Raw genomic sequence first — 14,891 nt, forward strand, 5'->3', positions numbered from 1 at the left:
TGTGTGTAACAACTAAGCCTAATGAAATCAATGAAAAGTTTGGCACGCATCTTGCTTTATAAAAAGTGTAATGACTTATATTAAGGAGAGTGTTTACTAATGAAAAGAATTATGCTTGTATGTTCAGCTGGAATGAGTACTAGTTTATTGGTTCAAAAAATGCAAAAAGCCGCAGAGGCAAAAGGATTAGAAGCCGATATTTTTGCAGTTTCTTCTTCAGAAGCTGATGGCAAATTAGCAGATACCGATCATCCGATCGATGTCTTGATGTTAGGACCACAAGTTCGCTTTATGAAAGGTCAATTCGAAGAAAAAGTTGCAGGAAAAAATATCCCAGTAAGTGTCATCGACATGCGTGACTACGGTACAATGAATGGTGAAAATGTTTTAAATACAGCAATCACAATGATTGAAGCAAAGTAAGAGGGCGAGTACATGGATGAAATGAATCAAGAACAACTTCAAGAAATCATGGGACTAATTATTTATGCTGGAAATGCAAAAAGTGATGCTATGGAGGCCATCCAAGCTGCTAAAAAAGGTGAGTTTGACTTAGCTGAAGAAAAAATCAAATTAGCTGAGGAATCATTAGTACAAGCGCATCAAGCACAAACAAAATTACTGACTGCAGAAGCCAATGGGGAAACCTTTAAAGTCAATTTATTGACGATCCACAGTCAAGATCACTTGATGACGAGTATCACATTTACTGATCTAGCCAAAGAAGTCATTGATGTGTATAAACGAGTATCGTAAACAAAAGCTGTGACAGAAGTGGACAGCTCTAAGAAATAAGCCGCATCATTTCCGGTAATAGATTCCTCTATTTCGGTCATGATGCGGCTTGTTTTTCAAAGGAGCTACTTCTGGAACACCGTTTATTCGATTTTTAAAGGGGCGTGACAGATTTCTGTCACACCCCTTTTTGTTGACTTATTTTTTCAAATGATAACTATACGTGGCTAGAATAATATTTTGTCTGGTGGCTAGACGCAACCGTAGTTTTAAACTTGTTTGGTTATGCAAAATATTTTGCCAGCGCTTATTCGGTAGAAACTGTGGGATCAAGACAGTCGTTGTGTAATTTTGTTGTGCAGCATGTTTACTGACCCGATCAACATAACGAATAATTGGGTTCTCAATCGAGCGGTATGACGAGTGAACGATTGAAAATCGTACATCTGGGAAATGTTGGCGAAACTCAGATTCGATTTCACGTTCTTTTTTGATATCTTCGTCAAGAGAAACGTGCATTGCAATGACATAATCCCCGATCGAACGAGCATAATTTAAAGCGCCAATATTGACTTGGGTAACATTACCCACCAATACGATGACGGTATTCCCAGCATAATCATGTAGTTCGCATTCATTTTCTAGTCGAAGTTGTTCGGCAACATTTTTATAATGATGGTTGATTTTATAAAAAATGATCAGTAAAACCGGCATAATAATAAAGTAAGGCCAAATATCATTTAGTCGATACATTAAAAGAATGATAATGATCAAATAAGAAATCAAGGCACCAATAATATTGGCTAATGAACGACGTAGCCAATGTTCTTTTTGTTTATACCATCTAACCACCATCCCACTTTGTGATAGAGCAAAAGGTGTAAATACTCCAATAGAATAAAGAGGGATCAAGCGTTCCGTCGATCCTTGGAAAATAAAAAGCAACACGATCGAACCTAGAGCTAATGTAATGATTCCATTAGAGTAACCTAAGCGATCACCGCGGTCTTGGTACATATGTGGCATAAATTTATCTTTTGATAAATTATAGGCGAGTACTGGGAACGCTGAAAATCCAGTATTGGCTGCTACGGCCAAAATGAGCGCCGTCGCAAATTGCAAGATATAAAAGAAGATTCCTCCACCAAAAATCGTTTTTCCGATTTGCGATAAGACAGTGACTTCTTTTTCAGGTACGATGCCATACCAATAATTGATAAATGTAATTCCGACAAAGAAAAAACCTAAAATCAGTGACATCAATGCCAATGTTCCAGCTGCATTTTTTGCACGTGGCTTTTTGAAAAACGGCACCGCATTACTGATCGCTTCGACACCAGTCAAAGAAGAAGATCCTGAAGAAAAAGCTCTTAAAATCAGTGCCAATGAAACACCTGGAACTGCAGTACCAACAGCAGCTGTCGCATGTAGTGGTGCTTGTCCAGTCAAGATCTTAAACAATCCATAGGCGATCAATAATGAAATAATGGCAATAAAACTATAGACAGGTATCATTAAAAAGCTTGCGGATTCTCTAAGTCCGCGCAAGTTCATCATCATAATCAAGATCACGATCACAACAGAGATTGCGACTTGATGACGGCCAAGAGAAGGAATGGCAGAAATAATCGCTTCTGCTCCTGCTGAAACTGAAACGGCGACGGTTAACATGTAGTCGACTAGTAAAGAGCCTCCAGCAATCAGTCCTGCATTTTGCCCAAGATTTTCACTGCTGACGACGTAGGCTCCGCCGCCTTTAGGATAGGCATGGATAATTTGACGATAAGATAATGTTAATGAAATCAATAGAATAATAACGAAAAAAGCAATTGGCAATGAATACCAAATCGCCGCTGTAGATAATGCGACCAATACCACAACAATTTGTTCTGTTCCATAGGCAATGGACGATAAGGCATCAGAAGAAAGTAACGCCAAAGCTGCTAAACGGCCTAATTTATGTTCGTCGTTTTCAGCAGACTTCAAAGGCTTCCCAACTAACCACCTTTTTAAAATGTTCACAAAATCATTCCTCCTCAAATACATGCTAATTTAGCAATCAAGATTGTATATTAGAACTCTCATCACTAAAAGTCAATCGTTCTTTTTTATTTTTTTTAAAAATAACAGTTTTAAAAAAACTAAAAGGAGAATATCTATAAAAAAGAATAATTATCACAAATATAAAATAGTAAATAAAAGGGGATAAAATTATTTTTAGATGAGAAAACTTGACAGATTGATTGTAATTTCACAATCTTTTTGATAAAGTAAAAGAAGATAAAAAAACAACTACTAGGAGGATAAAATGAAGAAAAAAAGTTTGATCACATGGGGAGCTTTACTTGTTATGGGAGCATCATTATCTGGTTGTGCAATTTTTGAACCAGATGCGCCACGTACGCAAGATGGAAAAGAAAAAACGGAACAAACTACAACTAAAAAAGAAGAAAACAAGAAAGAAGAAACGGATGTTGAATCTGGTGCTTCAGAAGCGGGGTATACCGACCCTAAAGAATTAAAAGATGAGTATGATATTGTGATTGTCGGTTCTGGTGGTGCCGGAATGACAGCCGCTATTGAAGCAAAAGATAAAGGGATGAATCCAGTTATTTTAGAAAAAATGCCAGTTGTCGGCGGAAATACTTCAAAATCTTCAAGTGGAATGAATGCATCCAATACAAAATTCCAAAAAGAACAAGGAATCGAAGATAGCAATGATTTGTTTTATGAGGAAACACTAAAAGGTGGGCATGGGACAAATGATAAAGAACTATTGCGCTATTTTGTTGATCATTCAGCAGATGCAATCGATTGGTTAGACGGTATCGGAATCAAACTAGATAATTTAACGATCACTGGTGGAATGAGTGAAAAACGAACACACCGACCTTCAGATGGATCAGCAATTGGGGGCTATTTGGTTGAAGGATTGACAGAGAACGTTGAAAAACGTGACATCCCGATTTTTGTCAATACAGATGTGAAAAAATTAGTCGAAACTGATGGAAAAGTAGACGGTGTTGTCGCACAAGTCCAAGGCGAAAAAGAACGTACGATTAAAGCAGATGCTGTTATCGTAACGACTGGTGGATACGGTGCAAGCGATGAGTACATCAAAGAATATCGTCCAGATCTAGAAGGATATGTGACAACGAACCAACCAGGTAGTACTGGAGATGGAATCAAAATGATCGAAGCTGTTGGTGGACAAACGGTCGATATGGATGAAATCCAAATCCATCCAACTGTTCAGCAAGATCAAGGGATTTTAATTGGAGAAGCAGTACGTGGTGAAGGGGCTATTTTAGTCAATGAAGAAGGAAATCGTTTTGTAAACGAATTGGACACTCGTGATGCGGTATCTGGTGCGATCAATAAACAAACCAATAAAGATGCTTACTTGATTTTTGACCAAGGTGTACGCTCACGCGCAACGGCGATTGAATTCTATGCGTCAAAAGGCTACGTAGTCGAAGCGAAAAGTGTAGAGGAATTAGCGAAAAAACTAGAGATGCCTACAGATAATTTAGAAAAAGCAGTGACTTCATGGAATGAAGCCGTTAAAAATCAAAAAGATGAAGCATTCAATCGTACAACGGCGATGGAGCATCCATTAGATCAAGCAAACTATTACGCAATAAAAATCGCACCGGGAATCCATTACACAATGGGTGGTGTGAAGATCAATACAAAAACAGAAGTGTTGAATAAAGAAAATCAACCAATCAAGGGATTATATGCTGCTGGAGAATTAGCCGGTGGATTACATGGTGAAAATCGTATCGGTGGAAACTCGGTAGCAGAGATTATTATTTTTGGTCGTCAAGCAGGTGTTCAAGCGACCGATTATGTACAAACAGAGAAATAAGTAAAAAAGGGCGCGACAGCATGCTGTCGCGCCCTTTTTAAAATCGAGAATAGAAGGCCTATGATAGCTGATTAAATTGCTTCGATTGTAACGTCGATATTGCCTTTAGTCGCGCGTGAATAAGGACAAGTTTGTTCTGTGATTTCAAGTAATTCTTTGGTTTCTTCTAAAGAAAGACCTTCGACATGTCCACGAATCTCTACACCTAATACAACGTCTGGTAATTCACTTTGGCTAAGGTTATATAGTGAAACAATGACTTCGATGGTCGATTCGCCAGTGATACCACGAGATTTTTTTAAATAATCTAGAGCACTATTAAAACATGCGCTATATCCAGCAGCAAATAACTGTTCAGGATTGGTCGCATTCTCTGCACGACTTCCTGGAGGTGCGATATTTAATTGGAAAGAATTATCAGGTGAATGGACTTCTCCACTGCGGCCGCCAGTATTAATTATTTTTGTTGAAAAGATTTTTTTCATTGTTGAAAAACTCCTTTATATTTTTTTAGTTTACAACTATATTGTATACAATATAGTTTAATTTGACAATTAATAACTCTTGATTATACTAAAAGAAAGGAGCGGATTAAATGAGCGATACGATGTTAGACAAGGAACTTTGTTTTCAACTTTATGTGGCTTCAAAAGAAGTCATTAAAAAATATAAAACATTTTTAGATCCTTACGATTTGACCTATACTGGCTTTATTGCGATGATTGCTTTAGAAGATCATATGACAGTCAATCAATTAGGCGAAATCTTATACCTAGATTCTGGAACACTGAGTCCATTATTAAAAAAATTAGAAAAAAAAGGTTATTTAGAAAAAGTACGATCAAAAGAAGATGAGCGACGTGTAGAATTGATCTTGACGCCAAGAGGGAAAGAAGTAAAAGAAGAATTACCTTGTATTTCGCAACAAGTGGCAAGTAGCATGGATCTATCTTCGATCAAAGCAGATCATCAGACACTATTAACTCAATTGATTGGGTTAAATGAATTGTTTAAAGCATAAAAAGAGATCAGGATTTCCTGATCTCTTTTTGTGTCTGTGCTAAACGTTTATTTCCTTTATATAAATCAATAGTCGTCCAACACAGTAAGCCTATGACAATCATAATAATCAGATAAGCAATAAGATGAGCAAATTCGATTTGAGTATTGGTTGCTTGATCGCCAAAAAAATCTTCAATTTGTTTAGGCAATCCTATCAAATTCAAATAGGTCAAACTTAGAACGGAAGCCCATCCAAAAAATTGCACGATCCAGTTATTTCTAAATCGTTTTCCCATTTCAAATGAACTATTGGTCATCATCAGTAAAGGGATCATCGAAAACGGCAATGCAAAAGCCAAGAATACTTGCGAATTATTCATGAGATTATTTAGCGCAGTGTGCTCTTCGATTGTTCCTTTACGGCTAGTTAGACTAACGCAGATCAAAACCGGAACTACGGAGATCAAACGAGTGACTAAACGACGTAACCAAATCGGTAGTTTCAAATGGATGAAACCTTCCATGATAACTTGTCCGGTCAGTGTGCCTGTAATAGTAGAATTTTGGCCTGAAGCGAGTAGTGCGACGGCAAACAAGGTCGATAGAATCCCTGATTTCGCAACTTCGGCCAATACGCCATTACTTAGTGTCGAAGGATCTGATAGGGATTCATACAATCCGAAAAAAGAAGGATCTTTTACTGTACCTGATTTAAAGACAGCAACTCCCATGATCAAAAGCAAAGCATTGACAACAAATGCTAAACTAAGTTGGATATTTGAATCCCAAGTTGAAAAACGAACCGCTTCAGCGACTGCTTCTTCATCTTGATGATCGATTGCACGTGTTTGAGAGACCGCAGAGTGCAAATATAAATTATGAGGCATGACTGTCGCTCCGATGATTCCCAATGCTCCTGTCAGCGGTGTTTGACCACCGATTTGAGGTGAATCAGCAAACGTCTGTGTTGTTGGGATAAAGCCTTTAAACATTGCCATCCAATCTGGATTGGATAAGGCGACTTGATAGATAAAGACAAATAAGATCACAAAAATCAAACAGACGACTAGGGCTTCGATCTTACGAAATCCGACCTTGGTTAATAATAATAGAAGCAATACGTCAAAAACAGTGATAAAGACAGCATAAAGTAAAGGGATGCCAAATAATAAATACAAAGCGATTGCAGCCCCGATAACTTCGGCAATGTCAGTCGCCATGATGGCAAGTTCTGTCAGTATCCATAATACGATACCAAGTCCTTTACTTGTTCGTGCACGAATGGCTTGTGCTAAATCTTGTTGCGTGACGATCCCTAATTTTGCAGCCATATATTGCAATAGCATGGCAATCAAACTAGACATTAAGATGATAGACATCAATAGATATTGAAAGTTTTGACCACCGGTAATTGAAGTTGACCAATTTCCTGGGTCCATATATCCCACTGCTACTAATGCACCTGGCCCTGAATAGGCTAACAGCGTACGGAAAAATCCTTTACCTTTTGGAACAACAACTGTTCCATTGATTTCTTGAAGAGAAGGTCCGTTGGCATAATTTGCAAGGGAGTGTTTTTCTTTTGATTTTTTCAACGTAAAACCCACCTTTTCTTTCATATATAATATTGGCTTTATTTTACACCTTTCTTTTCAAAAAAGACAGTAAAGTTTCGGCTTGCCTAACTTTCTTACAAAACTATTCGTTTGAGCAAATCGTTTGCAAGTAAAGAGAGAATATTTTATAGTTGACTTGTCAATTGTTGACCAATCATTTTTTAGTGAATATAAAACAAAAAGGTTGCATTCTGATTTATTTGGCGTTATAGTTGACTAGTCAATTATTGATTCGTCATGTTTTTGAAGGGAGGAAAGCAAATGGAATTGAGAGAAGTCAGCCAACTTTTGTATCTGTTGAAATCGACCGATCAAAAAATTAGTCGACTGTTTGAAAAAGAGATCGGATTTAGTTTGACACGTTATGAGTTATTGATGGCTTTGATTGAAAATCAACCTTGTTTGCAAACACATCTTCAAGAATACTTACAAATTGATCAAGCTGCAATCACAAGACACTTGAAGATTTTGGAAGAAAAAGGCTATGTTGCCCGTCAACGCAATCCAGAGAATAATCGCGAAATCTTTGTGACGTTGACCGCCAAAGCAGATCAAGAGTTGCGTGCTTGCGAACAAAAGTATACGAATGTCCAACAAACGTTTTATCCGTCTTTAACAAAGGAAGAATTCCAACAGTTAAGACACTTGCTCCAAAAAATGAACCAAGACTAACGAGATGAAAGAAGAGAGAATATGTTAAAAAATAATAATTTTGAAGAGATCACTTTTGGAAGAAAATCAGTTCGTGTTTATGACGAATCTGTTAAAATTAGCAATGAAGAAATGTTAGAAATGATTCAAGAAGCATCAATCGCACCTTCTTCAGTAAATATGCAACCTTGGCGTTTTGTCGTTGTCGAAAGTGACGAAGCAAAAGCAAAATTAAAACCACTAATCCGTTTTAACACACGTCAAAATGATTCATCTTCAGCAATGGTATTAATCTTTGGAGATATGATGTGTCATGAATATGGTGAAGAAATCTATGACCAAGCCGTAGCAGAAGGCAAAATGCCACAAGAAGTACGTGATCAACAATTAGCGGCAATCATTCCTCACTATGAAAAATTAACAAAACAAGAAATGAATGACGTTGTAAAAATCGATGCAAGTTTAGCAGCGATGCAATTTATGTTAGTGGCGCGTGCTCATGGATACGATACAAATCCAATCGGTGGTTTTGAAGCTGATCAACTAGCTGAAGCATTTGATTTGGACAAAGAACGCTACGTTCCAGTTATGATTCTTTCTGTTGGTAAAGCGGCTGAAGAAGGATATACATCTGTTCGTTTAGCTGCAGATAAAGTAACCACATTTAAATAAGATATAAAGGAGAGTTTTAAAATGATTATTGTTAATGCAAAATTTGCAGTAAAACCAGAAGCGCGCGAAGATTTTTTAACTGAAATCAACGCCTTGATCGCTTCATCTAAACAAGAAGAAGGTTGTCTAGCATATGATTTATACGAATCACATGCTACACCAAATGAATTTATGATGATTGAAAACTGGGCAACCAAAGAAAATACAGAAGTTCATAATACAAATCCATTATTAGTAGCATTTGCTAAAAACGTAGCGAATTATGTTGCAGCAGCTCCTGTTTTACAAATTGTAGAAAAGAAAGAGGCGTAGTTTATGTCTGTGATCACACTTATTTTAGGGACCTTGGTGGCACTTGAATTTTTGTATATTTTTTATTTAGAAACGATTGCGACAACGTCTAGTAAAACCAGAAAGACGTTTAACTTATCAAAAGTAGATATGGAAAGCAAAAGTCTACAAGTATTGTTTAAAAACCAAGGCGTCTATAATGGGTTGATCGCTCTTTTACTATTCTATAGTTTGTATCTGTCTCATGCCGCAAAAGAAATCACTTCCCTAATATTAATGTATATTTTACTAGTTGCTTGCTACGGAGCAGTGACTAGTGATAAACGTATTTTACTTAAACAAGGTGGATTGGCGATTTTGACGTTGTTATCGCTAATTTTTCTAGGTTAAAAAAAGAATCAGCTAAAAGAAATAAGTCGAATCATTCCGGTAATAGGGAACCCTATTCCGGTAATGACTCGACTTATTTTTTTATTTTAAATAAGACTCTTTAGTAAATTCAACATCTTCGTAACATCCTTCTTTTCCAAAGAACCGGTTGTAGCGTCGTTTTAACAATCTAAACAGATAAGTAATCAAGACTTTTACGACACAGTAGATTGGAATGCCAAAAATCACGCCGACTAAACCTAAGAGTTCAGCCATCACCAAAAGGACGAATAAAATCGTGACTGGATGCATTTTTAAGCGATCGCCCATCACACGCGGCAAAATCAAATGACTGTGTAACAATTGGACACTAAACCAAACGATTAGAAATTTGATTACCATCACAAACGATACTTGTAAAGCGATAATGATAGCTGGAATAAAAACGATAAAAGGACCAAAATAAGGGATGATACATAAAATAGCAGCTGACAAAGCGATTACACCTGAAAACGGTAGACCAATCAATAAGAAAAGTGGCCAATCGATGATTCCAAGAATAATAGACGCAACGACTTGACCTTTTAGATAATCACCGATTTGTTGATCAATGATCGAAATGATCGTTGAAAAATCTTTGCGAAAGACAGGAGGAATCAACTTATAGCTATAACTATACAGATTTTTTTTATCTTTGATGAAGAAAAAAGCAACGATTGGTCCTGTAATTAGCGTAATCAAGGTAGTCGAGACTGCAGAAAAAAGACTTCCTACGCCATGTGCGCCTTTTTCTAGATACACTTGAGCGTAACTTTCGACTTTTGTCCATAATTCATCAATCGAATTTTTCGACTGATTGAACATATCAGCTAGTGGTGTGCTGTCGATAAATTTTTGAACGATGTCTTGAACATCGTCCCATATCTTAGGGAACTGATGGATCAATTCGGCTGTTTGCGTTGCAATGCTTGGATAAATGAGAATTCCTCCAAGTGTTAATAAACCGATTACGATAATGAAGACAAGTGATACACCCCAAATACGCGGGATAAATCGTTCTAGGCGATTGACTATCGGATTGAAAATATAATATAAGATCATCGCAAAAATAATTGGTTTAATGATAATCGACACGATCGTCATCAATGGTGCGAAAATAAATGAAATTGTCGAAAGCATCCAAATACAAGCAGCGCCTAGCAAGATACTGACAAAACTAAAAATCAAATTTTTTCCACCCAAAAATTGAATCCAATTTTTCTTTGGAGGGTTCATTCTGATTCTCCTTTTTTATAAAGTTTTACTTAGTATAAAGCTTTTTACAGAAAATGTAAAAATCGAATTCAGCGTTATACTGTACGAAAGTCTCGTTTTTCGATACGATTAGAAAGAAAAAATAAAAAGCGGAGGCGGTAGTATGGAACAAAGTCAGACAGATTTAAAACATCTAGGTGCGCAAGAAAAACAAGTGGAACAGATAGATCCTAAGATTACACATCGAGTTGATTTAGTCTATAAACAAGAGCTAACTTCAGGTCTACAATTAAAAATGGATCTCTTAATACCAGAAACCAATGCGTTACATCCAGCGATTTTATTTTTACCAGGAGGGGGCTTTACCACAGCGGATTATCATAAAACGCTACCCTTACGTCTTTATCTTGCACAAGCTGGTTATGTTGTTGCTAGTGCTGCTTATCGTCCGATCCCTGAGCAATTTCCGACGTTACTTCATGATGCCAAAGCAGCGTTAGCCTTTTTGCATGAACAAGCGGAATCCTTAGCGATCGATCGTAAAAAAATCGTGGTTATGGGCGACTCAGCAGGTGGATATTTGACGCAAATGTTATGGGCAACAGCCAATACCGATCAGTTATTACCAGAAACGATCCCAGTAGCGTTTACTGATTTAGCTGTTGGTGTCTCTTTATATGGATTTTCAAATCTTTTGACTATGACCAACACCACACAATTTCAACCTGAGAACATGTTTTCTAATCAAGATAAATTATCTCCTGAAAAGATTTTATTAAAAGGAGCTTCGGCTGATAAATCCGAGACATACGATGCCACGCAATTATACGAGCTAGCGAAATGTGCTAGTCCAATTCACTACGTACATCCAGAAAGCCACTTTAAACCGTTATTATTATTGCATGGAAATCATGATCAACTTGTCCCAAGTGAACAATCAACCCAAATGTACACAGCAGTAAAATCGACTCAAACAGACGTTGAGTATTGGATCATAAATGGTGCTGATCATGGATCAGTCGAATTTTCACAACGCTCTTTATTTAAAGATATCAGTGAATGGCTAACGAAACGATTAGAAGAGTAAAAAAGGGGTGTGACAAAAGGTTGTCACACCCCTAAAAAATGAATGAACAGTGCTCTAGAAGATGCTCTTTCAAAACTAAAAAGCATGACTGAAATAAATGACACGCTTTTTGGGATTATGTTGCAATTATCCAGTTCGATTATCGTTTTATGGTGTAGTAGGGACCGTATTGCGAACCAACGTCGCCCATGGAAATTCAGGATCGATCAACTCGCCATTTTGCAATTGATACGTAAATGTTTGATTTTGATTTTTTGTCACTAAATTCAAATGAATGACATCAAGGTCAAACGTTGCTGTATACGTACCTGAATCCGCGATTCCTTTTCCATCAGAGAAACGTTCAAATGTGCCGTCTGGATTGAAGTTATAAGTCGTTTGAAAGTCGTAGTCTTTATTCTTTGTAGTCCAAGTTCCAATCAAGGTTTCATTAAAATCAGTTGGAGTCTGTAATACATTTGCCTGATAAAGTGTTGGATCAAACGTACTTGTCGCATTTGTAGTGCGGGTAAATGTTCCTAAATAGCCGAAGTTCATTTTCGTACCTGAATCATTTAAGACAGCTAACTGGTAAGTTCCAATGCCGTCGATATTGTTGTTGAAGCCATATAATTTTAAAAGCCAAGTATGATCAGTTTCTGCTGCAATCGTAAGTGTTCCACTAGATGTAATCGCACCTGAAAATTGCCACGTGCCATTTGGTTCGATAGTCAGTGTATTGTCCGCATTTTTAAATGTTCCTACAGGGATCGTTTGTGCGATCGCTACTTCTTCTGTAGTTGTCGTGTTGGTGGAACTAGTTGAACTTGTTATCTCAGAATTTGTCGTACTAGATTGGTTCGTAGTTTGACTAGTTTCTGTATTACTTGTTTTCGTATTACTTGTTTTCGTATTACTTGTTTGTGTGATCGATGAAGTCATTTGCGTATTAGATGATAGCGCAGTTGTGTCAGTTTGTGTTTGATGGCAACCAGACAAAATCAGTACCCCAAGTAAACTAAATCCCCATTTTGCATAATGCATATCTCATCCCTCCCGTTTTCTTTAGTATAACAAAAAGTCTTATTTTTTGCAGAAAAGGGTTTGACAATCACAAAAAAAATCGCTACGCTAAAAGCTATTGTATCGATTTAGTTCGAGAGTAGAAATGAGGAAAAAAAAGTGAAAAAACAAGATCCATCTTTTGCTGAAGCGACGAGTCTATTGATACTGATTATCGCCTGTATTGCTTACTCGGTCATTATAGTACAAATGCCAGCTACAGTTGCAATTTTATTTGTCTTAGCTATTTTAACGGCATATGTCGCACTTCGCTATCGTTCATTTGACAAAATCCATCGTGGAATCGTCGAAGGGATTAAACCAGGAATTATTCCGATCATTATTTTTATTTTAGTAGGTGCATTGATTGCAGTATGGATTCAAGCTGGCATCATTCCGACACTAATGGTTTATGGATTTCATATTTTACGGGCAGAATGGTTTGTGCCAACGGTCTTTTTAGTTTGTGCGATCGTAGGAAGTGCAGTAGGAAGTGCATTTACAATTATGTCGACAATCGGAATTGCTTTTTTTGGTATCGGTCTAACCATGGGGATCTATCCACCATTAGTAGTAGGTGCGATCGTATCGGGAGCGGTTTTTGGAGATAAGATGTCACCACTATCAGAATCGACAAATTTAGCTGCAGCAGTTGTTGAGGCAGATTTATTTGAACATATCAAAAATCTAATGTGGTCGACTGTGCCCGCATTTGTCGTATCCTTAATTTTGTACGCGGTATTTGGTCATAGTGATGCGACAGCGAACTTGGAGACGATTACGCAAACTAGTGCACAATTAAAGGCTTCTTTTTTTGTCTCTCCGTTAGCCTTAATTCCAATCCTTGTGATGTTTTTATGTGCTTGGAAAAAAATACCAGCTATTGCTACGATTTTTATCAATATTTTATTAGGACTTGTGATGAGCAGTCTTGAAATGAAACGAGTACCGTTAAAAGAATTTGCGCAAATCATTGACCAAGGATTTGTAGCGAAAACATCCGATGAACAAATCAATGCATTATTATCGCGTGGTGGAATCAGTAGCATGTTACCGACGATTGCGTTGATTATTCTGGCGTTGTCACTTGGTGGGATTTTGATTGAAACGAAAATCATCTCGACTGTACTGGATCGTTTGATTCCTAAATTAAATTCAACGTTTTCTTTGATTTTTAGCACATTATTAGCTAGTATTGGAGTAAATATTTTTATTGGAGAACAATTTTTGTCGGTGATTTTACCCGGGAATGCGTTTAAAGACATCTATCGACAAAAACAATTAGCACCTGTTGTATTAAGTCGAACATTAGAAGATGGTGGAACGGTTATCAATTATTTGATTCCGTGGGGGATTGCTGGAAGTTTTGTAGCCTCGACTTTTGGTATCCCTGTGTTGACCTTTGCACCATTTGTCTTCTTTAGTTTACTTTCACCTCTATTTTCGATTGTCAGTGGGATAACAGGGATTGGAGTTAAGAAGAGTCAAATCTAACAGAAAGTAGGGTGGATTCATGGAAAAACAACGAATCGTAATTTTTGGTGGTAGTGGTTTTGTCGGTCAAGCCATCGCAAAACGTGCATTGGCCAATCAATATGAAGTGATCAGTATTTCAAGAAGTGGCCGCCCGAAAGGAACAGAACCATGGTTTGATCAAATTCAGTTTATTCAAGCGGATGTCTTTGATGCGAAACAGTGGCATGACACAATCAAAACTGGCGATATTTTAGTCGATGCAATCGGAATTTTGACCGAAAAAAAAGCCAAAAATCTTACGTATAGACGGTATCATTATGAAATCGTCAAAATCATTACGCAAGCAGTTAGCGATATCAAACATCTTTCGTTTATTTACATTTCTGCTTCGCAAGGTGTGCCGTTTCATCCAGGGTATTTACGTGAAAAACAGCGAGCCGAAGTATTTTTAGAGAATATCCCATTGCCAAGTGCGATCGTACGTCCTAGCTTACTTTATGGGAAGGGTCGAAAATATTCAACTGAAATGGCAAAAGCTATTTTTATTTCTAAAAAGATCCCTGGAGTAGCTTGGTTATTGCGTTCTTTTGAACCGCGCCCAGTAGAATGGGTAGGCGATCAAGTGATTGCTAAGCTGACACAATTAGAATCTAAATAAGACACTCATATGTAGCAGCCTTTAAACAATCGTTTCTTTAGATGTTTAAAAGTTGCTTCAATGAGTGTCTTTTTTTACTGTTGAAAACTACGACGTTCAATAAATTCTGAATTTAACAATACCGTTTTCGTTGTTTTTCGTGGATAAAGCAATTGATCAACCAGCAGA

Annotated in this window: 16 protein-coding genes and 1 pseudogene; 11 read left to right on the forward strand and 6 right to left on the reverse strand. The window is 37.2% G+C overall.

The genetic code is table 11. The features are described from left to right. Positions 1–99: 99 nt before the first annotated feature. Positions 100–423: a PTS sugar transporter subunit IIB gene (locus QZ413_RS02015; RefSeq protein ID WP_016186566.1), complete on the forward strand. Its 324-nt coding sequence runs from the start codon at positions 100–102 to the stop codon at positions 421–423. A 21-nt stretch (positions 424–444) separates the two neighbouring features. Beyond that, positions 445–756 (forward strand): PTS lactose/cellobiose transporter subunit IIA, encoded by a 312-nt coding sequence (locus QZ413_RS02020; RefSeq protein ID WP_367117289.1) that lies wholly within the window; start codon positions 445–447, stop codon positions 754–756. Positions 757–933: 177 nt separating this feature from the next. Here the strand turns inward: QZ413_RS02020 and QZ413_RS02025 are convergent, their stop codons facing one another. Next, positions 934–2,757, reverse strand: coding sequence for an APC family permease (locus tag QZ413_RS02025; RefSeq protein WP_297075740.1), 1,824 nt, complete (start codon positions 2,755–2,757; stop codon positions 934–936). A gap of 286 nt (positions 2,758–3,043) precedes the next feature. On the opposite strand from QZ413_RS02025, the gene QZ413_RS02030 reads away from it, so the two are divergent. Then, positions 3,044–4,606 (forward strand): flavocytochrome c, encoded by a 1,563-nt coding sequence (locus QZ413_RS02030; RefSeq protein ID WP_297075742.1) that lies wholly within the window; start codon positions 3,044–3,046, stop codon positions 4,604–4,606. Between the two features lie 71 nt (positions 4,607–4,677). On the opposite strand, the gene QZ413_RS02035 is transcribed toward QZ413_RS02030, so the two are convergent. Continuing rightward, positions 4,678–5,091 (reverse strand): Ohr family peroxiredoxin, encoded by a 414-nt coding sequence (locus tag QZ413_RS02035; protein WP_297075744.1) that lies wholly within the window; start codon positions 5,089–5,091, stop codon positions 4,678–4,680. A gap of 110 nt (positions 5,092–5,201) precedes the next feature. Between QZ413_RS02035 and QZ413_RS02040 the strand changes: the two genes are divergently transcribed. After that, positions 5,202–5,627, forward strand: a complete 426-nt coding sequence (locus QZ413_RS02040; protein WP_297075747.1) for a MarR family winged helix-turn-helix transcriptional regulator — start codon at positions 5,202–5,204, stop codon at positions 5,625–5,627. 7 nt (positions 5,628–5,634) lie between these two features. Here the strand turns inward: QZ413_RS02040 and QZ413_RS02045 are convergent. Both QZ413_RS02045 and QZ413_RS10370 read right to left on the reverse strand, forming a co-directional pair. Beyond that, a pseudogene (locus tag QZ413_RS02045) lies at positions 5,635–7,161 on the reverse strand (Nramp family divalent metal transporter); the annotation flags it as partial. Continuing rightward, positions 7,109–7,234 carry a hypothetical protein gene (locus QZ413_RS10370; protein WP_367117290.1) on the reverse strand — a complete coding sequence of 42 codons (126 nt, stop codon included), beginning with the start codon at positions 7,232–7,234 and terminating at the stop codon, positions 7,109–7,111. The pseudogene QZ413_RS02045 and the gene QZ413_RS10370, both read right to left, overlap by 53 nt. 251 nt (positions 7,235–7,485) lie before the next feature. Between QZ413_RS10370 and QZ413_RS02050 the strand changes: the two genes are divergently transcribed. The 4 genes from QZ413_RS02050 to QZ413_RS02065 are packed head-to-tail and all read left to right on the forward strand — an operon-like array spanning position 7,486 to position 9,228. Next, positions 7,486–7,896: a MarR family winged helix-turn-helix transcriptional regulator gene (locus QZ413_RS02050; protein WP_297075753.1), complete on the forward strand. Its 411-nt coding sequence runs from the start codon at positions 7,486–7,488 to the stop codon at positions 7,894–7,896. Between the two features lie 21 nt (positions 7,897–7,917). Then, positions 7,918–8,547, forward strand: coding sequence for a nitroreductase family protein (locus tag QZ413_RS02055; protein WP_297075755.1), 630 nt, complete (start codon positions 7,918–7,920; stop codon positions 8,545–8,547). Between the two features lie 21 nt (positions 8,548–8,568). Further along, positions 8,569–8,859 (forward strand): putative quinol monooxygenase, encoded by a 291-nt coding sequence (locus QZ413_RS02060; RefSeq protein ID WP_297075757.1) that lies wholly within the window; start codon positions 8,569–8,571, stop codon positions 8,857–8,859. A gap of 3 nt (positions 8,860–8,862) precedes the next feature. Beyond that, the gene (locus QZ413_RS02065; protein WP_297075759.1) at positions 8,863–9,228 is read left to right on the forward strand and encodes a DUF1304 domain-containing protein; all 366 of its coding nucleotides are present in this window, start codon (positions 8,863–8,865) and stop codon (positions 9,226–9,228) included. Between the two features lie 81 nt (positions 9,229–9,309). Here the strand turns inward: QZ413_RS02065 and QZ413_RS02070 are convergent, their stop codons facing one another. Further along, on the reverse strand, positions 9,310–10,482 hold the full coding sequence (locus QZ413_RS02070; RefSeq protein WP_297075761.1) for an AI-2E family transporter: 1,173 nt from the start codon (positions 10,480–10,482) through the stop codon (positions 9,310–9,312). 142 nt (positions 10,483–10,624) lie between these two features. Here QZ413_RS02070 and QZ413_RS02075 point away from each other — a divergent pair, with 142 nt between their 5' ends. Beyond that, entirely contained in the window at positions 10,625–11,548 is a 924-nt protein-coding gene (locus QZ413_RS02075; protein ID WP_297075763.1) for a S9 family peptidase, read from the forward strand. A 147-nt stretch (positions 11,549–11,695) separates the two neighbouring features. Here QZ413_RS02075 and QZ413_RS02080 read toward each other — a convergent pair whose 3' ends face one another. Then, entirely contained in the window at positions 11,696–12,571 is an 876-nt protein-coding gene (locus QZ413_RS02080; protein WP_297075766.1) for a hypothetical protein, read from the reverse strand. Positions 12,572–12,709: 138 nt separating this feature from the next. Here QZ413_RS02080 and nhaC point away from each other — a divergent pair, with 138 nt between their 5' ends. Next, positions 12,710–14,083: a Na+/H+ antiporter NhaC gene (gene nhaC / locus QZ413_RS02085; RefSeq protein ID WP_297075768.1), complete on the forward strand. Its 1,374-nt coding sequence runs from the start codon at positions 12,710–12,712 to the stop codon at positions 14,081–14,083. A 19-nt stretch (positions 14,084–14,102) separates the two neighbouring features. Further along, on the forward strand, positions 14,103–14,723 hold the full coding sequence (locus tag QZ413_RS02090; RefSeq protein ID WP_297075771.1) for an NAD-dependent epimerase/dehydratase family protein: 621 nt from the start codon (positions 14,103–14,105) through the stop codon (positions 14,721–14,723). Positions 14,724–14,891: the final 168 nt, after the last annotated feature.

The sequence above is a fragment of the uncultured Enterococcus sp. genome, assembly GCF_913775425.1.
Taxonomy (GTDB): Bacteria; Bacillota; Bacilli; order Lactobacillales; family Enterococcaceae; genus Enterococcus_G.